The 25,242-nt window shown below is 72.3% G+C and carries 18 protein-coding genes; 8 read left to right on the plus strand and 10 right to left on the minus strand.

Annotation, left to right across the window (positions count from 1 at the left end; genetic code table 11):
- Positions 1-162: 162 nt before the first annotated feature.
- Positions 163-2,007 carry a molecular chaperone DnaK gene (gene dnaK / locus ACWDU4_RS26885; RefSeq protein WP_450117008.1) on the minus strand — a complete coding sequence of 615 codons (1,845 nt, stop codon included), beginning with the start codon at positions 2,005-2,007 and terminating at the stop codon, positions 163-165.
- A 335-nt stretch (positions 2,008-2,342) separates the two neighbouring features.
- On the opposite strand from dnaK, the gene ACWDU4_RS26890 reads away from it, so the two are divergent.
- Positions 2,343-2,924, plus strand: a complete 582-nt coding sequence (locus ACWDU4_RS26890) for a hypothetical protein (RefSeq protein WP_450117009.1) — start codon at positions 2,343-2,345, stop codon at positions 2,922-2,924.
- 3 nt (positions 2,925-2,927) lie between these two features.
- Here ACWDU4_RS26890 and ACWDU4_RS26895 read toward each other — a convergent pair whose 3' ends face one another.
- Positions 2,928-4,139 (minus strand): cytochrome P450, encoded by a 1,212-nt coding sequence (locus ACWDU4_RS26895; RefSeq protein WP_450117010.1) that lies wholly within the window; start codon positions 4,137-4,139, stop codon positions 2,928-2,930.
- A gap of 225 nt (positions 4,140-4,364) precedes the next feature.
- On the opposite strand from ACWDU4_RS26895, the gene ACWDU4_RS26900 reads away from it, so the two are divergent.
- Complete coding sequence (locus ACWDU4_RS26900) at positions 4,365-4,913, plus strand: TetR/AcrR family transcriptional regulator (RefSeq protein WP_450117011.1); 549 nt, start codon at positions 4,365-4,367, stop codon at positions 4,911-4,913.
- A 92-nt stretch (positions 4,914-5,005) separates the two neighbouring features.
- On the opposite strand, the gene ACWDU4_RS26905 is transcribed toward ACWDU4_RS26900, so the two are convergent.
- The 4 genes from ACWDU4_RS26905 to ACWDU4_RS26920 form a co-directional block, all read right to left on the minus strand.
- Positions 5,006-5,455 (minus strand): MHYT domain-containing protein, encoded by a 450-nt coding sequence (locus ACWDU4_RS26905; protein WP_450117012.1) that lies wholly within the window; start codon positions 5,453-5,455, stop codon positions 5,006-5,008.
- 258 nt (positions 5,456-5,713) lie between these two features.
- On the minus strand, positions 5,714-7,174 hold the full coding sequence (locus ACWDU4_RS26910; RefSeq protein WP_450117013.1) for a dynamin family protein: 1,461 nt from the start codon (positions 7,172-7,174) through the stop codon (positions 5,714-5,716).
- The gene (locus ACWDU4_RS26915) at positions 7,171-8,982 is read right to left on the minus strand and encodes a dynamin family protein (protein ID WP_450117025.1); all 1,812 of its coding nucleotides are present in this window, start codon (positions 8,980-8,982) and stop codon (positions 7,171-7,173) included. Before ACWDU4_RS26915 ends, ACWDU4_RS26910 begins: the two co-directional genes overlap by 4 nt.
- 120 nt (positions 8,983-9,102) lie before the next feature.
- A complete protein-coding gene (locus tag ACWDU4_RS26920) occupies positions 9,103-12,057 on the minus strand; it encodes an IniB N-terminal domain-containing protein (protein WP_450117014.1) in 2,955 nt (984 codons plus the stop codon).
- Between the two features lie 325 nt (positions 12,058-12,382).
- Here ACWDU4_RS26920 and ACWDU4_RS26925 point away from each other — a divergent pair, with 325 nt between their 5' ends.
- From ACWDU4_RS26925 to ACWDU4_RS26935, 3 genes are all read left to right on the plus strand, one after another.
- Positions 12,383-14,203: an Hsp70 family protein gene (locus tag ACWDU4_RS26925; protein WP_450117015.1), complete on the plus strand. Its 1,821-nt coding sequence runs from the start codon at positions 12,383-12,385 to the stop codon at positions 14,201-14,203.
- Positions 14,204-14,242: 39 nt separating this feature from the next.
- Entirely contained in the window at positions 14,243-16,705 is a 2,463-nt protein-coding gene (locus ACWDU4_RS26930) for a LuxR C-terminal-related transcriptional regulator (protein ID WP_450117016.1), read from the plus strand.
- 64 nt (positions 16,706-16,769) lie between these two features.
- Complete coding sequence (locus ACWDU4_RS26935; RefSeq protein WP_450117017.1) at positions 16,770-17,336, plus strand: NADPH-dependent FMN reductase; 567 nt, start codon at positions 16,770-16,772, stop codon at positions 17,334-17,336.
- Here ACWDU4_RS26935 and ACWDU4_RS26940 read toward each other — a convergent pair.
- From ACWDU4_RS26940 to ACWDU4_RS26955, 4 genes are all read right to left on the minus strand, one after another.
- Positions 17,323-17,847 carry a nitroreductase/quinone reductase family protein gene (locus ACWDU4_RS26940; RefSeq protein ID WP_450117018.1) on the minus strand — a complete coding sequence of 175 codons (525 nt, stop codon included), beginning with the start codon at positions 17,845-17,847 and terminating at the stop codon, positions 17,323-17,325. The genes ACWDU4_RS26935 and ACWDU4_RS26940 overlap by 14 nt on opposite strands.
- 73 nt (positions 17,848-17,920) lie before the next feature.
- The gene (locus ACWDU4_RS26945) at positions 17,921-18,724 is read right to left on the minus strand and encodes a family 1 encapsulin nanocompartment shell protein (protein ID WP_450117019.1); all 804 of its coding nucleotides are present in this window, start codon (positions 18,722-18,724) and stop codon (positions 17,921-17,923) included.
- Positions 18,721-19,743 carry a Dyp-type peroxidase gene (locus ACWDU4_RS26950; RefSeq protein ID WP_450117020.1) on the minus strand — a complete coding sequence of 341 codons (1,023 nt, stop codon included), beginning with the start codon at positions 19,741-19,743 and terminating at the stop codon, positions 18,721-18,723. Before ACWDU4_RS26950 ends, ACWDU4_RS26945 begins: the two co-directional genes overlap by 4 nt.
- Before the next feature lie 153 nt (positions 19,744-19,896).
- On the minus strand, positions 19,897-20,421 hold the full coding sequence (locus ACWDU4_RS26955) for a nitroreductase family deazaflavin-dependent oxidoreductase (protein ID WP_450117021.1): 525 nt from the start codon (positions 20,419-20,421) through the stop codon (positions 19,897-19,899).
- Positions 20,422-20,509: 88 nt separating this feature from the next.
- On the opposite strand from ACWDU4_RS26955, the gene ACWDU4_RS26960 reads away from it, so the two are divergent.
- The 3 genes from ACWDU4_RS26960 to ACWDU4_RS26970 all read left to right on the plus strand — a co-directional run bounded on the left by ACWDU4_RS26960 (position 20,510) and on the right by ACWDU4_RS26970 (position 25,192).
- Positions 20,510-22,225 carry an Hsp70 family protein gene (locus ACWDU4_RS26960; protein WP_450117022.1) on the plus strand — a complete coding sequence of 572 codons (1,716 nt, stop codon included), beginning with the start codon at positions 20,510-20,512 and terminating at the stop codon, positions 22,223-22,225.
- A gap of 97 nt (positions 22,226-22,322) precedes the next feature.
- Complete coding sequence (locus ACWDU4_RS26965; protein WP_450117023.1) at positions 22,323-23,660, plus strand: S1 family peptidase; 1,338 nt, start codon at positions 22,323-22,325, stop codon at positions 23,658-23,660.
- Positions 23,661-23,908: 248 nt separating this feature from the next.
- Complete coding sequence (locus ACWDU4_RS26970) at positions 23,909-25,192, plus strand: S1 family peptidase (protein ID WP_450117024.1); 1,284 nt, start codon at positions 23,909-23,911, stop codon at positions 25,190-25,192.
- The last annotated feature ends 50 nt before the right edge of the window (positions 25,193-25,242 follow it).

Here is a 25,242-nt window from a genome sequence, read left to right on the forward strand (position 1 = left end):
CCCCACCCCCTCCCCTCCCCTCCTCCCCCCCCCGCTGGGCTTGCGCCCCCGGGGCCCCGCCGTCCCCCGCGGGCGCCCGCCCCGCCGCGTCAGCGGCGGCCGGGGTGGTGTCGGCGTCGACGACGGGCGCGTCGGCCGACTCGCGGTCGGGGTTCTCCGCCGTCACTTCTTGTCCTGGTCGCTCGGCTCGTCCACGACCTCGGCGTCGACGACGTCGCCGTCCTGGGCCGGGCCGGCACCGTCACCGGCGGCGGCGGACTCTGCGGCCTGCGCGTCGTAGATCGCCTGCCCCAGTGCCTGGGACTCGGTGGCGAGCTTCTCGACCGCGGACTTGACTGCGGCGATGTCGCTGCCGGCCAGGGCGGTGTTGGCCTCGGTGATCGCGGCCTGCACCTTCTCCTTGACGTCGGCCGGGACCTTGTCCTCGTTGTCCTTGATGAACTTCTCGGTCTGGTGCACCAGCGACTCGGCCTGGTTGCGGACCTCGGCCTCCTCGCGGCGGGCCTTGTCCTCCTCGGCGTGCGCCTCGGCGTCCTTGACCATCCGGTCGATCTCCTCCTTGGACAGGCCGGAGCCGTCCTGGATCTTGATCGTGTTCTCCTTGCCGGTGCCCTTGTCCTTCGCGGTGACGTGCACGATGCCGTTGGCGTCGATGTCGAAGGTGACCTCGATCTGCGGCACGCCGCGCGGGGCCGGCGGGATGCCCGCGAGCTCGAAGGAGCCGAGGAGCTTGTTGTGCGAGGCGATCTCGCGCTCACCCTGGAAGACCTGGATCTGCACGGACGGCTGGTTGTCGTCGGCAGTGGTGAAGGTCTCGGACCGCTTGGTCGGGATGGTGGTGTTGCGCTCGATGAGCTTGGTCATCACGCCACCCTTGGTCTCGATGCCGAGGGACAGCGGGGTGACGTCGAGGAGCAGCACGTCCTTGACCTCGCCCTTGAGGACGCCGGCCTGCAGGGCGGCGCCGACGGCGACGACCTCGTCCGGGTTCACGCCCTTGTTGGGCTCACGGCCACCGGTCAGCTCGCGCACCAGGTCGGACACGGCAGGCATGCGGGTGGAGCCACCGACGAGCACGACGTTGTCGATGTCGCCGACGGAGATGCCCGCGTCCTTGATGACGGACTGGAACGGTGCGCGGGTGCGGTCCAGCAGATCGGAGGTGATCTTCTGGAACTCGGCGCGGGTGAGCTGCTCGTCGAGGAAGAGCGGGTTCTTGTCCGCGTCGACGGTGATGTAGGGCAGGTTGATGGAGGTCGACTGCGAGGACGACAGCTCGATCTTCGCCTTCTCCGCGGCCTCGCGCAGACGCTGCAGGGCCATCTTGTCCTTGGTCAGGTCGATGCCGCTGGACGCCTTGAACTTGTCGACGAGCCAGTTGACGACGCGCTCGTCCCAGTCGTCGCCGCCGAGGTGGTTGTCACCGGAGGTCGCGCGGACCTCGACGACACCGTCGCCGATCTCGAGCAGGGACACGTCGAAGGTGCCGCCACCGAGGTCGAAGACCAGGATGGTCTGCTCCTTCTCACCCTTGTCGAGGCCGTACGCCAGCGCGGCCGCGGTGGGCTCGTTGACGATGCGGAGCACGTTCAGGCCGGCGATCTGGCCCGCTTCCTTGGTGGCCTGTCGCTGCGCGTCCTCGAAGTAGGCGGGGACGGTGATGACGGCGTCGGTGATCTCCTCACCGAGGTACGCCTCGGCGTCGCGCTTGAGCTTCATCAGCGTGCGCGCGCTGATCTCCTGCGAGGTGTACTTCTTGTCGTCGATGGCGACGGTCCAGTCGGTGCCGATGTGGCGCTTGACCGAGCGGATCGTGCGGTCGACGTTGGTGACCGCCTGGTTCTTCGCGGGCTGGCCGACGAGCACCTCGCCGTTCTTGGCGAAGGCGACGATCGACGGGGTGGTGCGCGAGCCCTCGGAGTTGGCGACCACTACGGGCTCGCCGCCTTCGAGCACTGCCACGACCGAGTTGGTGGTCCCGAGGTCGATACCGACCGCACGAGCCATAGTGATTCCTCCTACGTGTTGCAGCACTCCAGCCAGGGTTCGGCCGGATTGTCGTGCTGGTGTTTCTCAGCTTCCTCACCCTAAGTGAGTGGCACAGGCTCAAGTTTGCAATGCCCGGTTTCGGGAGTCAAGCCAAACTTGAGTCATCCACACTCAAGGCTGTCGAGAGGGTCAACGGGCACCCCCGCAGGTTTGTTCCCGGACAGGGCGCTTCATCGCGATGTGATCCCCACCACTCCAGGGGAGGTCGGCGGGAGCGCGGCGCGTGGCCGGATCGGCGGGCGCCCCGGCGTGGATCCTCCGGGACCCGCAGAGCGGACGCCTACGATCCCGGAATGGACAACACAGGCGAGCAGGACCCGGGCGCGACCGGCCACCCCGGGGTCTCGCACCGCCCGCCTCCCCCGCGACCGGAGTTCCACGTCGAACCCCGCCGCCCCGCCACCGGCGACGCGACACCGCGACCGTTGCGGGCGGCGGTCGGGTGCTGGATCGCCTCGCTCGCGGTGCTGATCGGGATCGCCGCCGCCACCGCCCTCGACCTCGCCGACGTCCGCGACGCCCTCGAGTCGTCGCTCGCCGGGGAGAGCCCGGACACCTCCAGCGCGGACATCGCGGACGCGATCTCGCTGACGCTGCTCGGCTGCGCGGCGGTCGGCGCGGTGCTGTTCGTGGCGGCCCTGATCGGGCTGCAGGTGTTGCGCGCACGGCGGGCCGCCGGCCGGATCGTGCTGGCGGTCGTCGGCGCGGCGTCGGTCGCGGCGGCGTTCGTGTTCTGGTCGCTGCTCGCCGACGCGACGGACGCGACGGGCGGTGTGCTGCAGTGGGCGCCGACGGTCTACGTGCTCCTGGTGATCGCTGGCGTGGCATTGCTCTTCACCCCCGCCGTCACGGACTGGCTGCGCGGGCGGCGCTGACGGTCACACCGACAGGTGCAGTTCGGTGTGCCTGCGCACCAGCAGGCTCGGCGCCCAGGCCGCGTCGACCAGCTCGATGCGATCGCTGCGGTCGAGCAGCATCCGGATCGCGATCTGTGCCTCCGCGCGGGCCAGCGCCGCCCCGACGCAGAAGTGGGCGCCCTTACCGAATGCCAGATGCGCCTTGAGGTTCGGCCGGTGCAGCCGCACGTCGTCCGGATCCTCGAACACCGCGGGGTCGCGGTTGGCCGATCCCCACAGCAGCAGCAGATGATCGTCCGCGGCGAGCCGGACGCCGCCGAGCGTGGTGTCGCGGGTGACATGCCGGTGGTGCCCGCGGAACGGTGACTCGAACCGGAGCACCTCGTCGAGGAACGGGGCGATCAGGTCCGGGTCCGCACGAAGCCGCGCCTGCAGGTGCGGACGGTCGGCGAGCAGGCGGGCCGACGATCCGATCAGCCCGGCGGTGGACTCGCCTCCGGCGCCGACCAGTTGCACCAGGATCAGGACCGCCACGTCCACGGTCAGGGCGCCGGCCGCGCACGCCCCGGCCAGGTCGCCGAGCAGACAATCACGGTTGCCGTGCGGATCATGCTGCGCCCGTTCGAAAGTCGTGTACAGGTGGCCGGTCAGCCGCGCCGCCGCGGCCGTCAGCCGGGGCAGTTCGGCCTCGCCGATCACACCGCTGAGCATCTCCGTGCTGTCGTAGGACCAGGTCAGCAGCTGCGGCACGTCGTCCTCGGGCAGACCGATCAGCCGCGCGACCATGGTCATGGGCAACCGGTCGGCGACCGCGGCGGCCCAGTCGATGCGGCGGCCGTGGAGTCCCTCGTTCCACAACCGGTTCGCGAGTGCGCGCATCTCCGGCTCCAGCGCACGGATCCGCTTGGCCACCAGTGTCGGCAGCACGAGTTTGCGGTGCGCGGCGTGGGCGGGGTCGTCGGCGGTGGCGAGGACGTGAACCGCGCGACCGTCCCCGCTCATGTCGAAGGGCGCCGGCCCGATCGGCCCGTGCGCGAGGGCGCCGGTCAGGTTCGACGAGAAGTCGTCGGTGCGAGTGGTGGCGTCGGCGACCAACTCCGCGGTGGACACCAGGTGGAAGCGGGTACCGGGGATCCGGAACACCGGAGCCTCCCGCCGCAGCCGCGCGTACAGCGGGTACGGGTCGTCGAGCGTCTCCGGGGCGAACACGTCGATCGTCGGTGCGTCGGTCACGTCTGCGGCCCTCCCGTTGTCCTGCGGTTCCGGGCCACCGTGGCAGCCACGGATCGGCACCGTCAAGACCTCGACGGAAAGTGAGAATCCGCGGGACAGCAGGGGCCGCACTGCGTCTCACCGCGGCCGGCGTCCGCGCAGGCCGGGCGCGAACCGGGCTGGACGAATCGGTGCCTGGCGTCTCACACTGAGACGGTTTCGGCACCCGGGTTTCAGGAGATTTCGATGGCGGATCGCACCGACTGGCTCACCGGATCGACCCGGCGGACCGCCGCCACCGAGCGCATTCTCGTCGCCGCGGCGGCGGTGCTCGCCGAGCGTGGATTCGACGCGGTCACGGTCGACGCCGTCGCGGACCGGGCCGGCTGCTCCCGCGCGACGCTGTACCGGCACGTCGGCGGCAGGCAGGCGATTCTCGACGGGGTCCTCGCCCGCGCGGCGACCGACGTCGCGCGTCAGGTGTCCGCGGCGGTCGCCGGACTGGACGGGGCGGACCGGGTGGTGGAAGCGATCCTCACGTCGGTGCGGGCGGTCCGCGGCGACGCGGCCCTGCACGGCTGGTTCAGCGGATCGCGCACCCGCGATGTCGACGACCACCTCGCCGGTTCACCACAACTCGGGTCCCTGTCCGCGACCCTCAGCGGACTCTCACCATCCGACGAGGGTGTGCAGTGGACGGTGCGGGTGGTGCTGATGCTGCTGTCCTGGCCGGTGCCCGACCCGGACGCCGAACGCCGGCTGGTGCGGCGTTTCGTGGCACCGGCATTCGCGTGAGGTCCTGACCGGAAAGGCCGTGTTCCTCGCCGGGCGACGAAACGACGTCGAACGGCGCAACGACGACTACCGGTGCAGTCGACGCGGACCGTCTACATCCGCGCGGGCGTCTCCCACTCGGCGATCTGCGTCTCGAGATCGCGCTCCTCCTGCGTACTGGCAACCATCAGCGCAACGGTCACCGCAGCGAGGACCACCATGCCGATGCCGAAAGCGGGAAACAGCAACGTCGTCACCGACATTCCGGTCGGTTCGGGCGCGCTCGGGTCCACGTGCACCCGCACACCGGCCATCCCGGTGTAGTGCAACGACACCACCGCCAGACCCATCACCAGCGCCGCAGGCACCTGCAGGAACCATCGATTCGCCACCTGCGAGAACCACAACGCCGCGGTCGCGGCGACCACACCTATCACGATCGACGCGATCACCAGGCCCGAATCGTGGTCGATCGAACCCTGGATACGGATCGCCCACATCCCGGTGTAGTGCATCGCGCTGACCGCCGCGCTCATCACGACGCCTGCGAGCACCAGTCGCACGCCCCGACCGCCACGACCTCCCGCGGCGGACCCGACCACCACCAACCCGAAGGAGGTTGCTCCGACCGAAAGGCCAGAGTTCACGAAGATCAGCCACTCGACAGCGAACCCTGAATTGGCATGTGAAACGCTTATTTACCTGAGTGGCAACTGAATTCGGCTGCAGAGTAACACCCATCGCGAGGTAAAGGGTGTGCCACGTTTCGTCCAGGGCGGCGGCTGCTCGACACCCGTCCGGCGCCCTCGGGCAGGACGCGGTCACCGCAGGTCGGCGAGGACCCCTTCGGCGCTGCGGGCGGCGACCGCGCAGGCACGTGCGGTGAACCGGTCGACGAGGGGGTGCTCCGCCCGGGTGCGCCAGTAGCGGACGGCGCCGAGCGCGAGGTCGCGTTGTCGGGCGACTGCGGCATCGGGTTCGAGCCCGAGCCGCGCGGAGGCCGCGATGCCGTACCCGCCGATCAACCGTTGCAGGTGCACGGCGTCGTCCTCCGACAGGGTCAACGGCGTGGACCGGAGCCGGCCGAGGAGGCGAATCTCCTGGAACCCGTGCGCATCCGACAGGGTGCGCTTGACCGCGTCCAGGACCCGCCCCGCGTCGACGCCCGGTTCGACGGCGAGCACCCGCTCGACCGCGAGCAGCGCCGAGTGCGCCTTCAACTGGTCGGCGCGCTGCCCGAACTGGACGTCGATGACCTGGCGCAGTTCGTTCAGTCCGCTGCGTTCGACGAGTTCGGCGGCGAGTGACGGCGAGTCCGCGGTGCCGAGCTTGATCAGCGCGACCGCCAGCCGAATACCGAACAGCCCGAATCGATGTGCGAGCTGGGTGCGGAGTTCGGCGGAGACGGGAAGCGGGCTGTCGGGGCGGGCGAACCGGTCCGCGGACAGCATCGCGACCTGGAGGTCGTCGGCCGGAACGGAGGCGAGCGCACGGAATGCCTCGTACTCGCTCTGCCTCAGGGTGCGGGCACCGAGCGCGAGCAGTCCGGCGACGGGGACGACGGCCTGGCACAGTCCGGTGCGTTCGAGTTCACCGGCGAACCGGGCCGCGACGTCCTTCGCGGACGTCATCGCGTCGATCCGGCCCGCGCCGACCTCGTCGGCCCGGGACACCACGCCGACGACGCCGAGCGGGCCGGACTCGCCGCCGACGTGCGCGCCGATCTGCCCGAGGAACTGCACGTCGGACGCACCGAGGTTGCGCAGCAGGTACACCACCGCGTCCGCCCCGGACGCCCCGCCCTCCGGGGTCAGCATCCGCAGGGTGCGGGCGGAAACGTCCTTCGACAGCGACGAGGTGCCGGGGGTGTCGATGATGGTGGTGTGCTGCAGCGCCCGCGCCGGCCATTCCACCTCGAGCCGGTCCACCTCGGACGCGGTCAGCTCGCCGAGGTCGAAGGTGAGGCTGCCGTCGCGTCGCTGCACCGGCACGTTGACGGTGTGGTCGTGGCCGTACCGGGCGGTGACGGTGGGGGTGGCGCCGCTGCGGTACCACGTCACCACCCGGGTGCACTCGGTGGCGTCGGTGGGAGCGATGTCCTGTCCGACAATCGAATTGAGCAGCGTTGACTTCCCGGCCTTCAGCGAGCCGGCCAGCGCGACCCGCAGCGGCTCCTCCAGTCGGCGGGCGCAGTCGTCGAGTTGGGCGCGCGCACCCGTGCCCGAGACCCCTCGGGCGGCGCCGATCAGGTCCCGGGCAGTGGCCAGCGCAGTGGCGCTCACGCACCGACCTCCGCGACTGCCGCTCGGACGTGGGCGAGGACGCGCATCTGTTCCTCGATCTCGGCGATCCGGCGGGTGCGCTGCGCACTGGCCAGGTTCGCGGCCTCCTGAGCCCCGCGCAGCGACTCGCCGAGCGAGCGCAGCGTCTGTTCCGCGATCGCGGAGAAGTGGTCGCGCAGTGCCCGTTGGATCAGCCGCAGGCGGTCCTTCGACTCCTTGCTCACCTGGAAACTGACGTCGTCGACGAACCGGCGGATGGCCATCTTGGCCTCGCTGCGGCGCTTGAGGACTCGGCCCTGGCGGTCCTCCCGGTACGCCTTGGTGCCGAGCAGCAGACCGGCGCCGACCGAGATCGGGTTCACCAACGCCATGCCCATCATGGTGGTGATCAGGCCGAACATCAGCACACCGCCGTACGAGCCGCGCATCCCCACCAGCACCTTCTGGGTTATGCCGATCCGACCGGACTCCAGATCCGACAGTGCGGCAACGGGTTCGAGCACACCGTCGAGGTCCGCGACGTCGAGGTGGGGCAGCGCGACGGCGCCGGAGTCGGCGAAGTGCCCGGCGACCACCTCCGCCAGCCACACGGAACGGTCGTGCGCCCACACGAAGTTGTCGCCGATCGAGGTGGCGACCTGCTGCTGCAGCCACTCCCCCAACTGCGGCCAGTCCTTGCCGGGGTCGCCGTCGTCGACGGTCTCCTCGGCCTCCCTCGTGACGCGCCGCAACCGGTCGCGCAGGTCGTGGTCGATGTCGGCCGCGAGGTCCGCGATGCCGTCGGCGAGCGTCTGCTGCCACAGCGAGGACTTCTTCTGCAGTTCCTCGGCCACCGCCTTCGCCTTCTGCAGTTCCGCGACGGCCGCGGCGCCCTTGGCCGGATCCCGCAGGGCCGCAAGCTCGCTGCCGAGGGTGAGGGTGAGATGCTCGGCCGCGGACCGGACGTCGAGAGCGACGGACCGGCGGGTGGCGGCCTCCGTGCGAGTGCGCACCTGCTCACGCAGGAAGTCGTACAGTGCGGCGAACCCGGACTCGGCATTCAGGTCCGCATCCTGCAGCCGCAGCGCGTGCGTGCGCAGCAGGGACGACACCGGGATCAGCGGCACCTCCAACCCGGCCCGGTCCAGGTGCCCGTGGTCGGCGTCGACGATCTCCCGCCAGTGCGGGTGCAGGTCGGTCTTGCTGACCAGACACGCGACCGCCGGGCACAGTGCACGGACCTGCCGGAGGAACGCCAGTTCGGGTTCGGTGAACTCCTGGCTGGCGTCGGAGAGCACCAGCACCGCGTCGGCCGCGGTGAGCAGGCCGAGTGTGCTTGCCGCGTGCGGATTTCCGTGTCCGCCGACGCCCGGCGTGTCGACCAGGACGAGACCGTCGGCGAGCAGTGGACTGGGCACGTTCACCTCGACCCGCAGCACCTCCCGGCCACCGGCGAGGGGGGTCGTCGGTGTCAGCGCGGCGAGCTCGTCGATCGGGACCGGCACGCGCACCGGGTCGAGTCCGGGTTCGGCGAGTACCAGTTCGGCGGACGGGGACTGCGCGTTCTGCACCACCGTCGCGACGGCGGTCGTCTCGTCGTCGCCGACCGAGCAGATGTTCAGGTTGAGCAGCGCGTTCACGAGCTGGCTCTTGCCCTGCTTGAGCTGTCCGACCACGACGACGCGCATCCGCGGGTCGACGAGGCGGCTGCGGGCACCGGCGAGACGGGTGCCCAGGTCTGCGCGGCCCGCGGCGCGGGCTATCGCCCCGACCTCGTCCAGCAGGCCGACGAGCTGCCCCGCAGCAGCGGGGGCCTCGGTGGGCGGCATCGTCGTACCGGATGCGTTGTCCATGAACCCGACTCACACTTCTCTCCGCGAAGACCGGCCCCGCACAACTGTCTACCGTGTGCGGGGCCGATTCCGTTACAGGGACGGGTGCGGGGGCACTCAGTGGTGCAGCGGGTCCACCAGCGAGGTGCCCTCGTCGACGTGCGGGTCGACGACGGTGTGGTCCTCCCCGAACAGGCTGTCGCCGGTGTTCGAGAACAGACCGCTGTCGGTGGCGGAGGTCTCGGCCCCGAAGGCGTGCGAGGCGTCGAGCGACGTCCACGCGTTGGACGCCCCCGCGGCCGCACCGTGCAGGCCGGAGGTGAGGTCGCCGACGAGGCCGGACTCGGCGCTCGCGCCGGCCGTCGAAACACCGGATGCAGCAGCGGTTCCCGATCCGCCGGCGTCGACACCGCCCGAACCGGACACCGCGCCCGCACCGGACGCACCGCCCGTCACGTCGCCGGCGAACCCGCCACCGAGGCCCGCGGCCACGTCGAGTCCGGAGGTGAGACCCGCGCCCGCGCCGGCGAGCCCGGACACCGCGCCACCGAGCCCCGCACCTGCGCCGGCGAGACCGGAGACCGCACCGTCGAGCCCCGCGCCCGCGTCGGCGAGACCGGACACCGCGCCACCGAGCCCCGCACCCGCGTCGGCCGCGGTGTGCAGCGTCCCGGAGAGGTCGGTGCCGAGCCCGGTGCCCGCGTCGATCAGTCCCCCGAGGCCGCCGCCGAGGCCGGCGGTGAGCCCCCCACCGAGCCCGGCGAGGGTGTCGATTCCGCCGTTCGCGGCGCCGGTGAGCGCGGTGTTCAGGTCGGCGCCTGCGGTGCCGCCCGCCTCGACCGTGCCTCCCAGCGCGGTGCCGAGGGATCCGGCGAGACCGGTACCCGCGTCGACGACGCCGCCGACGGTCCCGGTCGCACCGAGCAGCCCGTCCAGTCCGGTGGTGAGGCCGCCACCGAGGCCAAGCACGGATTCGAGCGCGGCACCGAGACCGGCCCCGGCCTCCCCGCCCGCGCCGAGGGCGCCGCCCAGCGCGGCGCCGAGGTTCACCCCGGCACCACCTGCGAGATCAAGGTCGGTGGCGAGGTCGCCACCGAGGCCGGCACCGAGCACCCCTCCGAGCGCGGCGCCGAGATCGGATCCGGCCTCGCCACCGACGCCGAACGCGCTCTCGAGCACGCCGACCAGACCGCCACCGGCGGCCGCTTCCAGGTCGACGACGTCGAGGGCACCGTTCAGTGCCGCCCCCAGGTCGCCGGTCAGCGCGCTGTCGACGCCGAGCGCCCCACCGAGCGCGGAGCTGACGGCGCCGCCGAGTCCGCCCTCGGCCCCGAGCAGGCCACCGAGGCCCGCCTCGCCGCCGAGGGCGCCGTCCAGTGCGGTCCCGAGGGCCGCACCGAGCTGGCCGCCGAGTGCGCCGTCCGCGCCGAGCGCGGCGCCGAGAACACTGCTCAGGTCGACACCCACACCGGCGTCCAGGCCGCCGCCGAGCAGACCCGACAAGTCGAGCTCGGTCAGCCCGCCTGCGCCGAGCGCACCGCCGAGGGCCCCACCGAGGTCGCCGACGAGGGTGCTGTCGAGATCGAGCGCACCGCCGAGAGCGGTGCTCAGCGCGCCACCCAGATCGAGGCCGCCCCCGAGCGCGGCGTCCAGCGCGCCGCCGAGTCCGCCGCCGGCACCGAGAGCCCCACCCAGGACGCCGCCGAGTGCGCCACCGAGGTCCGCGCCGATCCCGCCACCGGCACCGAGCGCGCCGCTCAGCGCCGTGCTCAGGGTCGCGCCCAGCCCACCACCGAGGCCGCCGGCTAGGTCCAGCAGTCCGCCTGCGCCCAGTGCCGCGTCGAGTGCCGTCCCCAGCTCCGCGGTCACGCCGCCACCGAGTCCGAGGGCACCGCCGAGCGCACCGGCCAGGTCGCCGCCCAGCCCGAGGGTGCTGTCGAGATCGAGGCCACCGCCCGCGTTCACCAGCGCGCCGAGCACGCCGCCGAGCGCACCACCGAGGTCCGCGCCGATCTCGCCGCCGGCACCGAGCGCGCCACCGAGTGCGGTGCTCAGTGCGGCGGTCAGGTCGCCGCCGAGCGCGCCACCGAGGTCACCCGCGACGTCGAGGACCCCACCGACGCCGCCGCCGAGCAGGCCCGACAGTTCGGCACCGAGTCCGCCGCCCAGGCCGAGGGCGGTGTCGAGCGCACCACCGAGGACCGTGGACAGCTCGCCGCCGACGCCGAGCGCACCCCCGAGAGCCGCCCCCAGTCCGGCTCCGAGGTCGAGTCCACCGGTCAGTGCGGACGCCAACTCGGCGCCGATCCCGCCGCCGACGCCGACGGCCCCGCCGAGGACGCCACCGAGCGTGGCACCGAGGTTCGCGCCCAGGTCGCCGCCCACGCCGAACGCGGCTCCGAGCACCGAACTCAGGTCCAGATCACCACCGAGACCGAGATCGATGTCGGTGACCGCACCGAGCGCGCCACCGAGGGCCGCGCCGAGGTCGGCCGTCAGGTCGCCACCGACACCGAGGGCGCCGCCCAGGGCGGCGGCGACGGAGGTTCCGAGGTCGAGGGCGCCGCCCACGTCCAGACCACCACCGAGCCCGCCGGACACGTTCAGGGCCGCACCGAGCGCGGCACCGAGATCGGCACCGATCTGGCCACCGATCTGCAGGGCCGCGCCGAGCGCCGCGCTGAGCGCGGCACCGAGATCGGCACCGAGGTCGAGACCGCCACCGAGGTCGCCGCCGACCGCCGCACCGAGGCCGAGCCCCGCGCCGGCACCCAGCCCAAGGCCGCCGCCGAGGCCGGCTCCCAGACCGCCGCCCAATCCACCGGCGAGGGCCCCGCCGAGCGCGCCGCCCGCGTCACCGCCGGCAGCGAGGATGCTCGTCAACTCGGTGCCGGCGCCGGCGAACAGACCGGACTCGGCCACCAGCGGCGCCACCGCGGCGATGTCGGCGTGGCAGACGTCGCCGAGGCCGGCGGCCGCGAGCACCGCGTCGGGGTTCGCGCAGTACGCGGCCCGCGCCTCGTCGTCGCGCAGCAGGCTGAGGATGAAATCGAGCAGCGCATTCGTGGCCATGTCGGACTCCTGACGTGTCGGTGGAGCGACAGCGCGATCCACATGGAAAGTGACCCTTCCGACGCTAGGCAGCGGCCTGCGCCTGCCCAACGGGGTCAACTCCCCCCTTTGCGCGGGCCGCCTGGGGGCGGGGGACATAGGGGATCTCGACGGTATAGGGGAAAGGTCCCTCAACTGCGGATATGGGCGTGCAATCGGTAACGGAACCGGCTTTTCTTACGACAGAGCAAACATCGGCGACCCCGTGTGGCCGCCCCCTGGGACCCCGGAATCGGCCCCCTCGGGGGCGCACGGACGACCGCCCCCAACGACACGGGAGAAGACCATGGCGACAGGACTCGGACTGACCGTCGGTTCGATGCATGCGGTGGCCGTCACCGACATCACCGCACACTCGGACGGCACCGCCGCGCACCCGGACGGCACCGCCGTCGTGCACTCTGACGGCACCGCCGTCGTCGCGCCGACCGCACTGGTGCTCGCCGACGACGGTGCGACCCTGCTGCCTGCTTCGGGCCACCCGCACGGGGCCGTGGTCACGGGGTACGCGAACCGCGTCGGTGACCCGGTGGCGTTGATCTCCGACGACGGCACCGCGCACACCGGCGAGGACCTGGTCGCCGCCACCATGCGCAGCCTCGCCGATTCGCTCCCGGCCGCGGATGCCGTCGTCGCCGCGCACCCGGCTGCGTGGTCCGGCTACCAGGCCGACGTCCTCGCCGCCGCTCTGGACCGCGCCGGCCTGCCGGACGTCACCCTCGTCCCCGAGCCGGTGACGGCGCTGGCCTGGCTGCAGCGCACCCGCCCGGGATCGGCCGACGCGCCGGTCGTGGTCTACGACCTCGGGGCGGGCTCGCTCGACGTGACGGTGCTCGGGCCGGGCGAGCACCCCGAGATCCTGGGCATCCCGCTGCGGTCCGAGGACTATTCGGGAGCCGAGTTCGACCACGCCACAATGCGTTACGTGCTCGATGGGATGGCGGGCGGCACGGACGGTCTGGACCCGTTCGACCCCGCGTCGGTGGCCGCGCTGACCGAGCTGCGGGCCCGGTGCCGGACCGCGAAGGAGGCGCTGTCGTCGGACACCGCCACCGTCATCACCGTCGACCTGCCCGGGGTGCACAGCGACGTCCGGTTGGTCCGCGAGGAGCTCGAGGACCTGATCCGCGAACCGCTCGCCGATTCGGTGAACCTGGTGCACGAGGCGGTACGCGGCGCCGGTCTCGAACTGTCCGACATCGGGTTGGTCCTGCTCGTCGGCGGCAGCTCTGCCATCCCCCTGGTCACCGAGTTGCTCTCAGCGGCACTGCGATTGCCCGTGGTTGCGGATACGAACCCGGTGTCGACCTCCGCGGCCGGGGCGGCGATGCTGGCATCGGATCGGGCCGCCGCGACGCCGGCGGCCCGCGACACGGCCGCGTTCGCTGTGCTCGGCGCGGCGCTGGGCGACGAGGTCGCCGCCCCGACCGCACCGACGCCCGTCACCGTCGCCGCCTCCCGCCACGCCGGGGGGCTGAGCACCGCGAAGAAGGCGGGACTGGTCTCCGCGGCCGCCGCAGCGATCGTCGCCCTCACCGCAGGCGGCTTGTCGCTGGGCACCGGCACATTCTCCTCGACCGCCGATTCGCAACCCACCAGCGGCGTCACCGCCCCACGGACCTCCGCCGGAACCGGTGTTCCGGAATCGGTTTCGAACAGCACCACCTCCGGGGCCACCCCCGGATCGGTCGCGGTGGACCCGACCGCCGCGACCGCGAACGGCTCCACCGCCGCCCCCCGCGCGGCGCAGGCGGTCACCGTCGCCGGCACACCCGGCGCATCGGCCCCGGCCCCCGCGCCCCTCCCCGGTGAGCAGTCCGCGGCGGCAGCGGCGCCCGCACCGGCCCCCGCTGCTCCCGAGGCGCAGAGCCCCGCGCCCGCACCTGCTCCGGCTCCCGCACCCGCCCCCGGGGGTGGCGGCGGTGAGGTCGCGACCGGTGTCGGCCAGGGCGTGGGCGAAGCCGCCAGCGGCGTCGGCGCGGGCGTCGGAGAAGTGGTGGGCGGAGTCGGCCAGGGCGTCGGGGGCGTCGTGAACGGTGTCGGGGGCGTGGTCGGGGGTGTCGGCAACGCCGTCGGCGGCGTCGTCGGCGGACTGCTGGGCAACTAGGACACGGCGAGTACGAGAGAAGACGTGAGGGAGACGAGAATGCCGGCCCAGTTGACGCGTCCCGCGCCCGCTGTCGCGACACCCGCCGTCCGGGCCCTGCTCGACGGCATCCGAACCGGACACCCGCACCTGCTGGTGCGCGGGGTCTCGGGCACCGGGAAATCGGCCCTGCTTGCCCTGGTGCGCGAAAGGGTTCCGGGGCCGGTCCTCACGACCACGACCGTCGATCCGGATCCGGGCAGCGCGGTGGTCGTCGACGACGCGCACCTGTTGCCCACCGCGGCGTTGGATGCACTGACCGCGCTGGCCGCCCGCCCGGACGTGACCGTCGTGGTCGCCGCCGAGCCCCGTACCGCCAATCCCGCGCTGCGCACCCTTACTGCGGCACTCGACGGCACCGTGCCGTTGGGAGTCCTGACCACCCGGGAGATCGCGGCACTCGCGGAAACCGTTCTCGGAGCGTCTCTTCCGAACCAGCTCGTGGGTCTGATCCATCGCCTGACCGGGGGGCTGCCGCGTTACGTGGACGCGACCCTGACGGCCCTGAGCGGCGCGCCGGCCCCGACCGGGGCGGACCGGACGATTGCGTCCGCGGTCGCCACCTGCCACGCCGAGGTGCTCGCCGGGCTCGACCCGGACCTGCTGTGCGCGTTGACCGTTGCAACCGTCGGCGCCGGACTGGACGCCTCCGAGTTGTCCCGAACGCTCACCCTGAGCGCGGACGCAGGGCGGGACCTGGTGGACCGGGCCCGCGGCTGCGGCCTGCTGCAGCAGGCCGACACGCTGCTGGCCTCGGCGTGCGAGCCACTGCGGACGGCACTGGGACCGCAGCGGGTGACCGCGCTGCACGTGGCGGCGTTGCACGCCAAGTGCGACCTCGGCACCCTGGACGTGGCGGCGGCCCGCGCCTTCGCGGCTGCCGGCGTCAGCGACCCCGTGCTGGCCGAATTCCTGTGCGCCCAGGGCGACCTCGCCCGGCCACGGTTGGCCACCGCCCTCTACGAGGAGGCGGTGTGGGCGGGCGCGGACGCGGATGCGCTGGCACTGCGCCGGGCCGAGGCCGCAGCCCTGGCGGGCGACCTCGACACCGCCGCCCGCCTCGCGGACACCCTGCTCGAGCGGGCGGCGGTCACCCCGCCCGCGGACCTCGCCGCCGCCGTCCGCGTCGCGGCCGGCGTCGCCGCGCACCAGGGCATGCTGGTGCGCAGCGCCGACCTGTACGAGTGGTTGGGCCCGGACCGGATGGGCACCGACCGGCCGATCGCCGAGATCGTGCTGCTCGCGGCCGGACGCCCCGAATCGGCGGCCGCCGCCGCACGCGGGGTCACGGACGCCCCTCCCACGTCGTCGACGGCCGCGGAGGCCCTGCTCGCGCAGGGGCTGCGACAGTCACTCGACGGTTCCGCCCCGATCGCGCTGAACTCCCTCACCCGCGGGGTGTCCCTGTCCGCCAACGTGTCCCGCGCCCGCCTGCTGCCCGACAGCGGCGCGGCGCTGACCGCGCTCGCGGCGCTGCACTGCGGCGAACTGGGCCGCGCCCGGTCCGTGCTGGCACGCGCGGTGGAGACCGACGTCGACGGAGACCTCGTCCGCGACCGCCACCTGCTGTTGACGGCCTGGGTGTCGATGCTGCAGGGCGATCTGGATGCGGCCGCCCGTACCGTCGACGCCCTCGACGCGACCGGGTTGCGCCCCCGCGACGCGCTGTTCGCGGCCGCGCTGCGGGTCGGCATTGCCCGCCGGACCGGCGACATCGGGTCGCTTCGCCAGTCCTGGGACGGCGCCCAGACCGTGGTCGCGGAGCACTCGGTGGACCTGCTGAGCCTGCTTCCGCTGGGCGAATTGTGGCTCGGGGCAGCACGACTCGCGGAGACCGACCGGGTGGCGCACCTGGTGGATCAGGCGCGGGACCTGCTGACCCGACTCGGCGAGCCGACCCTGTGGGGCGCCCCGCTGCACTGGTACGGCGTGCAGGCCGCGATCCTCACCGAGTCTCCTGCCGACCTCGTGCCGCACGCGCACGCACTCGGTGTCGCCGCCGAAACCAGTTCCCATGCCGCGGGACTCGCTCGCGCGGGCCGCGCCTGGCTCCGGGTGCTGCAGGGCGAGACCGACGCCGAGGAGGTGGAGAAGGCGGCCGTGGCACTCGGGACGATCGGGCTGCCGTGGGACGGCGCGCGACTCGCCAGCGAGGCCGCGTTGCGGGTGACGGACACCGCGACCGCGACGGCGCTGCTTCAGGTGGCGCGGTCACTGCGACCCGTTCCCGCACCGGTGGGTGCCCCGGCGGGCACGCGGGAGATGGGTGCCACGCTCACCGAGCGCGAATCCGACGTCGCGCGCCTGCTGGTGACGGGGTTGACCTACCGGGACATCGGGGCACGGCTGTTCATCTCCGCGAAGACCGTCGAGCACCACGTGGCCCGGATCCGGCGCCGTCTCGGTGCGCAGTCGCGGGCGGAGATGCTCTCCATGCTGCGGGCGATGGGGCACGGCGCGTAGGCTCGGACACCGTACTGAAGGTGGTATCCGAAGTTCCCGACGTGATCGGCGAAAGGCGGCCCCGATGTCGTACCAGGTTGGCGTGTTCATCGGCAGTCTGTCCAGGGTGTCGATCAACCGCAGGCTCGCCAAGGCGCTGCACCGGCTCAGCACTGACACCAACCTCGAGCTGCAGGAGATCCCGATCGGGAATCTGCCCCTCTACAACCACGATTACGATGCCGACTACCCGGCGGAGGGTGTCGCGTTCAAGAAGTCGATCGCCGCGGTCGACGCGCTGATCTTCGTCACCCCCGAGTACAACCGGTCCATCCCCGGGTCACTCAAGAACGCGATCGACTGGGGGTCGCGGCCGTGGGGCCAGAACTCGTTCGCGCACAAGCCGTCCGCGGTGATCGGCACCTCTCCCGGCAAGATCGGCACCGCCGTCGCCCAGCAGCACCTGCGCAGCGTTCTGTCGTTCGTGAACTCCCCGGAACTCGCCCAGCCCGAGGCGTACATCCAGTTCACCGAGGGCCTGATCAACGAGGACGGGGAGATCACCGACCAGTCCACCGCGGCGTTCGTCACCGACTGGCTGAAGAAGTTCGAGGACTTCGTCTGCAAGGTCGTGAGCGTCAACCCGAAGTAGGGTCACCGTCGCCCACGAACTCGAGCACCATCACGGGGATCCGGCGGCCTGCGGCCCGTTCGGCGTAGTGGGCCCGGCCCGGATAGACCTCGAGGTCGCGCGCCCAGAGCCGCTCGCGTTCGGCTCCCTCGACCTGGTGGGCGCGCACCGGCCGCGGCGACCCGCCCACGACCGTGACCGTTGCGGCGGGCTGCTTGCGGAGGTTGCGGTACCAGGCCGGGTTCCCGGGCCGGCCGTAGTTCGATGCGATCACCACCAACCGGTCCCCGTCCGGCACTCCGAGGAGCGGCACGGTGCGCGGGGCGCCGGTCCGGGCACCCGTGGCCGTCAGCATCACCACCGGCAATCCGGTGAGCAGGCTGCTCAATGTCGTTCGCCCGTGGGTCATTCGGAACACCGGGCCGTCGATGCGGTGGAGCGTCCGGGCATACAGCCACGACATCGGTGCCGTCGCGCCGGACGCGCGCACGGCCCGCTGGAAGAGGTTCGCGTCCCGATAGGTGCGCGCCATCATCCGACGCTAACACCGTCCCGACCCGATCTGAAGACCGCAGCCCCCTCGCGCACGGTGTCGGCCCGTGGCCTCACGGGGCGAGCACCACCGCCGCCTCCGCCGTCAGCGACGAAAAGGTCAGCGACTCCTCGAGATACAACGTCACCTCGGTGGCGGTGTGACTGTCGTAGCCGATGGACAGGTCGACGCCGAGGGTCAGCTGGTTGTCGCCGCCGCGGGTGGACAGGACGTACCCGCCCTGGACGGCCGGCGCCCAGACGATGTCGTCGACGAGGTCCTTGAGGTGGTGGAAGACGGGATGTCCCTCGTCGCGGGTCTCGCTGACGGCGGTGTACGCGTCGGCGTCCAGCACCACCGCGTACGGTCCCTCGACGCCGGCCAGCCGCAGCGCCGTCAGCGCCGAGACCACCGCGTCGGGTACCGCCAGCGGGTCGGTGGGGAGGGCGAGCACCGGGTTGGACGACGACGGTCCGAGTCCGCGGATCCCGGCCTCCTCGTATCCGGCGAACACCGCGCGGTCCTCGGCGAACGCGATCGCCTTGGCCGCGTCCTTGACCGGCTGCCAGTCCGAGTCCAGTGCGCCGCGCTCGACGTCGTCGATCTCCGCGCGGCTGAGTGTGAACGGGAAACGCAACTCGACCAGCGGGTGCACCTCGCGCAACTGCGCGCGAATCCGCTCGTCGGACACACTGATCGACCTGACCCTGCCGAGGTTGTGCGCCGAGTACGCGTAGCCGTGCGGCCCTGTCACGTCCACCACGCGCCGGCCCGCGACGTGGCGTTTGAACGTGCGGGATGCCTCCTCCCCGATCTGCTGCCACGCGGCCGCGGTCACGGGGGCGAGCTGGCGGTGGAGGTTGGTCGAGTCGGTCATTGGGTCACTCCTTTGAGGTCTCCGATGTCGAGGGAGAGTGCGTACCGGGTCGGGGTGTCGGCCGGCGCCGCCTCCGCGGCCGCGGGCTCGGAGGTGGCCAGGGATTCGAGAAGATCGACGCTCGGCACGAAGAACAGCGCCCCGGTCGTCGCCACCGAGAAGTCGAGGATGCGGTCGTGGTTGCCGGGCGGGTCGCCGAGGAACATGTGCCGCAGCATCTCCTCGGTGACCGCGGGCGAGCGGGCGTACCCGATGAAGTAGGTGCCGAACTCGCCGTCGTCGAGACTGCCGAACGGCATGTTGGCGCGCAGGATCTCTCGTTCGGTGCCGTCGGCGTCGACGAGCGTGTTCAGTGCCACGTGCGAGTTCGACGGCTTGTCGTCCAGTTCGACGTTGTCGAGCTTGGTCCGGCCGATCACCCGCTCCTGCTCGTCGGAGGACAGGGCACCCCATGCGTCGAGGTCGTGCAGGTACTTCTGCACGATGACGTAACTGCCCCCGGAGAATTCGGGATCCTCGTCCCCGATCAGGGCCGCGGCGACCGCGCCCGTGCCGCTGGGGTTCTCGGTGCCGTCGACGAAGCCGAGCAGGTCGCGGGCGTCGAAGTAGCGGAATCCGCTGACGGCGTCGACCACCGTGGCCGAGCTCCCGAGCGCGGAGCGGATGAGCCGCCCCAGTTCGAAGCACAGGTCGGCCCGCGACGCCTGGATGTGGAACAGCACGTCCCCCGCGGTCGCGGGGGCCTGGTGCACGGGACCGCACAGCGGAACGAACGGGTGCAGTTCCGCGGGCCGGGACGAGCGCCCGAGCCGGTCCCAGAACTCGGAGCCGACGCCGACCACGCAGTGCAGCGAACCCTGCTGGTCCCGAAATCCGACCGCGCGCACCAGCGCTCCCACGTCGGCGGCCACCGCGGCGACCGCATCCGCGTCGGCCCGGTCCGGTCCCGCGGTGATCATGAGGAACAACGCGGCCACGTCGAGCGGCCGCAGAAGCTGCTGGGGAACAGGCACACTCATCGATGCTCCAAGGTCGCGGGCCCCGCTTCCTCCCACGCGCGTACGACGGGTGCATCAGAGCCTAGGCCCGCGGACCGGTCCCCGCTTCCCGAAGCGAGCGCGGTGGAGCGGGATTCAGAAGAGATCGATCGGCATTCGGGACGGTCGGCACCGTCACTCCGGCGCCCGACCGCCGGCCGACTCGAGCACCATGATGGGTATCCGCCGCCCGGTGACCTGCCGCTCGTAGCGGGCCCACGGCGGAAACGTCCGCACGCCGAGTGCCCACAGGCGATCGCGTTCGGCGCCGACCGCCTCGTGGGCCCGCACGGCCCGCGGCGGGCTGCCCGCGAGGGTCATGGTGGCGTCGGGGCATGCGCGCAGATTGTGGTACCAGGACGGGTTGGCCTGGCGGGCATAGTTCGATGCGATCACCACCCACCGATCGCCGTCCGGCAGCCCGAGCACGGGCACGGTGCGGCGGACCCCGCTCCTGGCGCCGGTGGTGGTGAGCATCAGCAACGGAGATCCGCTGAGCGCCCCGGACACCGTCTTGCGGCCGTTGGTCAACCGGAAGACCGCGCGGTCGATGTGGTGCCATCGCAGCACCCTGGTGTTCGCCCACGCCACCAGCCGGGTCTCGGAGGTTCTGCGCATCAGGCGCTGGAACGCGGTCACATCCCCTTGGGAACGCGTCATCATTCAACGCTAACGCGGTGACCTGCACCGGGGAACCCTCGGCCGCTACTCTGACCCGTCGGGCACACGGACAGAGGGGACACGAGAAATGGCGGTCGGGCACGGTATCGGCCTCGGCGTCGGCGACACCGAGGCGATCGCGGTCGTGCAGTCCTCGGACGCGCCGCTGACCGATCCGCCGGTGCTGGTGGAGCCGGCGACCCTGCGGGTGTCCGCGACCGCGGCGACGCTCGGCGCCCCGGCCGGCGAGCCGGGCGTGCTGAGCGGGTTCGCCTCCCGCGTGGGCGACCCCGACGGCGTCACCGCCGCCGACGGCACGGTGTATCTGGCCGAGGATCTGGTGGCGACCGCGACGGCGAGCCTGCTCGCGACGGCGGTCCGGCAGTTCCCGGGCCTGCCCGCCGACCCGACCGTGGTCGCCATCCACCCGGCCCGATGGGACGACACGACCGTCGCCGCACAGCGTGCCGCGTTCGACCGGGCCGGGCTTGCTGCGGTGTCGCTGACGCCGGACGCGGTCGCGGCGGTGCGCTGGTTCGAGGCGGCGCACGGCGCGACGGGAGAGTCGGTGGTCGCGGTGTGCGATTTCGCCGCCGCCGGGCTGACGGTCTCTCTGGTTCGGACGGGCGCCGAGCCGCGGCTGCTGCCGCCGTCGACCTTCTCCTCTTTGTTCGGCGGTGACAGCTTCGACCGCACGATCGCCGAGCACGTCCTCGGCACCGCCGCGGCGGACCTCGGCCCGCTCGACCCGGCCGATCCGGGCGTCCGTGCCGACGTCGAACGGCTGCACGTGGGGTGTCGCACCGCGAAGGAACAGCTGTCGTCGATCGACGAGACGACGATCGACGTGACCGTCGGCGGTGCGGCAGCCGCGGTGACGCTCACACGAGCCGACCTGGACGAGATGTTGCGGGGGCCGCTCGAGGGTGCACTGTCGCTGGTCGAGGAGACGCTGCGTGCCCACGAACTCGCGCCGTCGGCACTGCACACCGTGCTGCTGACCGGCGGGGGCGCCGCGATGCCCCTGCTGTCCGAGTTGACCGGTGCGTTGCCGGCGCCGGCGACGGTCGCCCCGCACCCGAATGTGGCAACGGTGCAGGGCGCGGCGATTCTCGCCGCCGGCGGTGCCGGTCGGTCGGGCACCGCCGGCGGTGCCGCTCTCGGCGCGGCCGCTGCGACGGTCGCGTCGGCGGGCCCCGGTGTCGACGTCAGCGGGGATGCGGACACCGACTCACTGCCCGTGGTACCTACCCCGGCGACGCCGACGGCGTTCACCGAGGCCGGACCCGGCAGCACGGTGCAGCCGGCGGCGGCGGTGACACCGGCCGCGCAGGCCCCCGCACGCAATCGGCTGGTCATGGTTGCCGCCGGGGTGGGCGCGGCGCTCGTCGTGGCGGCGATCGCCGGTGCGGTGACGATGTCGCGCTCGGGTGACACCCCGGGCACCCCGCTGCCGCATCTCGATCCGCTCACCACGTCGGCGCGGGCCGTCACGACGACGCGGGCGACGACCCCGCCGCCGGTCGCGACCACCACCGAAATCGAGGTCGACACCGTCGCGCCGACCACGGCGCCGCCGACCCGGACCGCCGCGCCGGTGACGACGACCGTGGCTCTCCCGCCGCCGGTGGCGACCACGACGCGTCCGGTGACGACCACGAAGACCACCACCGAGCCGGAGGACACCACCCCGCCGGAGGAGACCACCACGACGGACGACACGACGACGACCACCACCACGACCACCGAGCCCGAACCGGAGCCGGAGCCGGAACCGGAGACCGAAGGCACCGAGAATCCCTGACCAGGAACTCTGCCACCTGCGACTGAGGACACGACCCGACGGTTTCCCCTATGGTGGGGCGCGCTCCCCCGACCGAACCGCCTCCAGAAGGGTTTTCATGCGTCTGCCGCTGGCGCTGCGCGCCGCCATCCTGGCCTCTGTCTCACTGCTCCCGGTCAGCGCGCTCGCGCACGCCGCGCCGCGTGAACCCCTGGTGACCGAGAAGCAGGTGCAACAGCTTCCCCCCGAACTCGTCGAGGCCATCGGCCGGGACCTGAAGCTGACGCCGCAGCAGTACCTCGAGCGCGCCGAACTCGCGCAGCGGCTGGGCACCTACGCAGACGAGCTGAGGGCATCGACGCCGCACACCTTCGCCGGGACGTGGATCGCGGCCGACGGGCGGCCGGTCGTCGCCGTCACCTCCACCGAGGCGGCGCGGAAGGTGGCCCTCGACGGGTACGACACGCACATCGCGGCGGTGTCCGAGCAGCAGCTCGAGGGTGCGCGGGCGCAGCTGAACCAGTGGATCACCGCACTGCCGAAGGACGTGTCCTCGCAGATCAACTCCACGTCGATCGACGTGCTGAACAATCAGGTCGTCATCGACGTGGTGAACAGCCCGGTCGGACAGGCGCTGAACCTGCCGACGCTGCTCGCCGGCCTGAAGGTGATCCTCTCCCCCGACCGCGGCGGCCCGGTCGATCCGCGCCCGCAGGGCGGCGACACCTACGTCACCACCGCACGGCCGCTCACGGCGACCACACCGCCGGAGGAGATCGGGGTCTGCTCGTTCGGCTTCAACGCCGTGGGCGGCGACGGCGCCTCCTACAACCTCAGCGCCGGGCACTGCGACCCCAGCCAGGAGCAGGCCGGCGTGGGCGCCGGGTCCCCGGTGTACGTGCCGAACGCGACGGAGGTGGGCCGCAGCCCGCAGGTCGGCACGTTCGAGCACTCCGAGATGGGCATCGACGCCGACGGCCTCGACTACTCGGTGATCAAGCTGAACCGCGCCGGGGTCGAGGCGGGCCTCGACCAGCCGACCGTCCGCGGCGCGAACGGGACCACCGTCAAGGTCACCGGCACCGCCCGCCCGGTGGTGGGCGCCCCGATCTGCAAGTCGGGTCAGTCGTCGACGTTCACCTGCGGGATCGTGCTCGCAGACTCGGTGGACGCGCCGCTGGAGATGATGGACGGGTCCACCCGCCTGGTCCGCGGCTTCGCGGGGTCGACCTGCACACTCAGCGGCGACAGCGGCGGCGCGATCCTGACCGGCACCCGCGCGCTGGGCATCACGTCCGGCTCGAACGCGAGCGGCGCCCCGAACTGCACGGAGGCGAACCTGGTGCTGGCTCTCGACGGCGGTACCGCGAGCATCGGCATCCCGATCGAAAGCATCGTCGACCGCGCCAACGCCACCCTCGGCCACGACCTGCGGGTGCGGGTGGAGGCGGCCTGACCCGCAACACCCACGCACGGCACGAGCGGCCGCACCGGATCGATTCCGGTGCGGCCGCTCGTGGTTTCGCCCCTGTCCACGGCATTTCGGACATCTGATCCGGACATCCCGGCCGAATTGGGTGAGACGGTGCGGCGACCCCGTCGCAGGCCATATAGTCATGGGCATTCGACTCGGCCGCCGAGCGCGATCGGGTCGTGTCCTCATGCCCAACGGCATGCCCGCGTGCCCCGACCCGGAAGGTCCCCATGCGCAGCATCCGCGCGCGCCGCGCCGCGATGATCGGCTCGGCCGCCCTGCTCCTGCTCGCTCCCGCTTTCGCTCACGCCGACCCGGCTCCCGAGCCGGTCACCGCCCTCCCCGAGGATCTGATCACGGCGGTGCAGCGCGATCTGGGGCTCAGCCCGCAGGAGTACCTGGCGAAGGCGGAGGCCGGCCAGAAGCTGGTCACGTTCGCGAACGAACTGCGCGCCAAGTTCCCGGACACCTTCGCCGGTGCCTGGCTGGATCCGAAGGGCACCCCGCTCATCGGTCTGGCGTCCGGCCCCGACGCCGACGCCGCCCGCAAGGCCGTCGAGGAGGCCGGGTACACGGTCAAGGACCTGCCCCGCAGCGAACGCGCCCTGCAGGATCAGCTGACGAAGGCGCAGGACTGGATCTCCACGCTGCCGCAGCCGCTGTCCGGACTGGTTAGTGGTGCCGCCGTCGACGTCGTGAACAACAACCTCGTGCTGCGGGTGTCGGACACCGTCAACGTCGCGGGCTTCGAGATCCCCGACTTCCTGCAGGGCGCGGTCCTCGCGCTGCAGCCGGCGCTCGGCTCGGTGGCCCCGGCGGCCGCGGACAACGGCGGTGCCCCGGCGGACGCGATGTTCGGTGGCGACTCGTACGCCGCGGAGAACTCGGCCGGCGCGTTCCGCTGCTCCCTCGGCTTCAACGGCACCGACGGCTCCGGCAATGCGGTGAACATCTCCGCCGGGCACTGCGACCCGAACCGCGGCGCACCCGGCACCAACGTGTTCCAGATGCCCAGCGAGGGCGTCTTCGGCGCGCACATCGGCACATTTGCCCGCACCAACCTCGACGGCCTCGACTACTCGATCATCCGCATCGACAACGACGCCGCCCCCCGATTCCAGAACAACCTGGTCCGCGTCCCCGGCCGCTCCCCGCTGCGCATCACCGGCACCGCCGACCCCGTCGTCGGCGCCCCGGTCTGCAAGTCCGGCCTGACCACCGGCTTCACCTGCGGCACCATCAACGCAGTGAACCAGACCGTGGACGTCGGCACCCGCACCCTGCGGGGCGGCTTCTCCGCGAACATCTGCGCCCTGCAGGGCGACAGCGGCGGCACCATCGTCACCGGCGACCGCGCCCTCGGCATCTCCAGCGCGTCCAACGTGGGCGACCTGAAGTTCTGCGAGCTCGCCGCCGTCGTGACCACCGTCCTCGGCGACAGCCCGCAGCTGTTCGCGACCCCGGTCAACGCGATCCTCGGCGCCAACCCCGGGCTGAAGGTCCGTACGAGCTAGACGCACCTCTGCTCCCCCTGTGCGGGGCTGTCGTCCGACCGGACGACAGC

The sequence above is a fragment of the Rhodococcus sp. NPDC003348 genome (assembly GCF_053589375.1).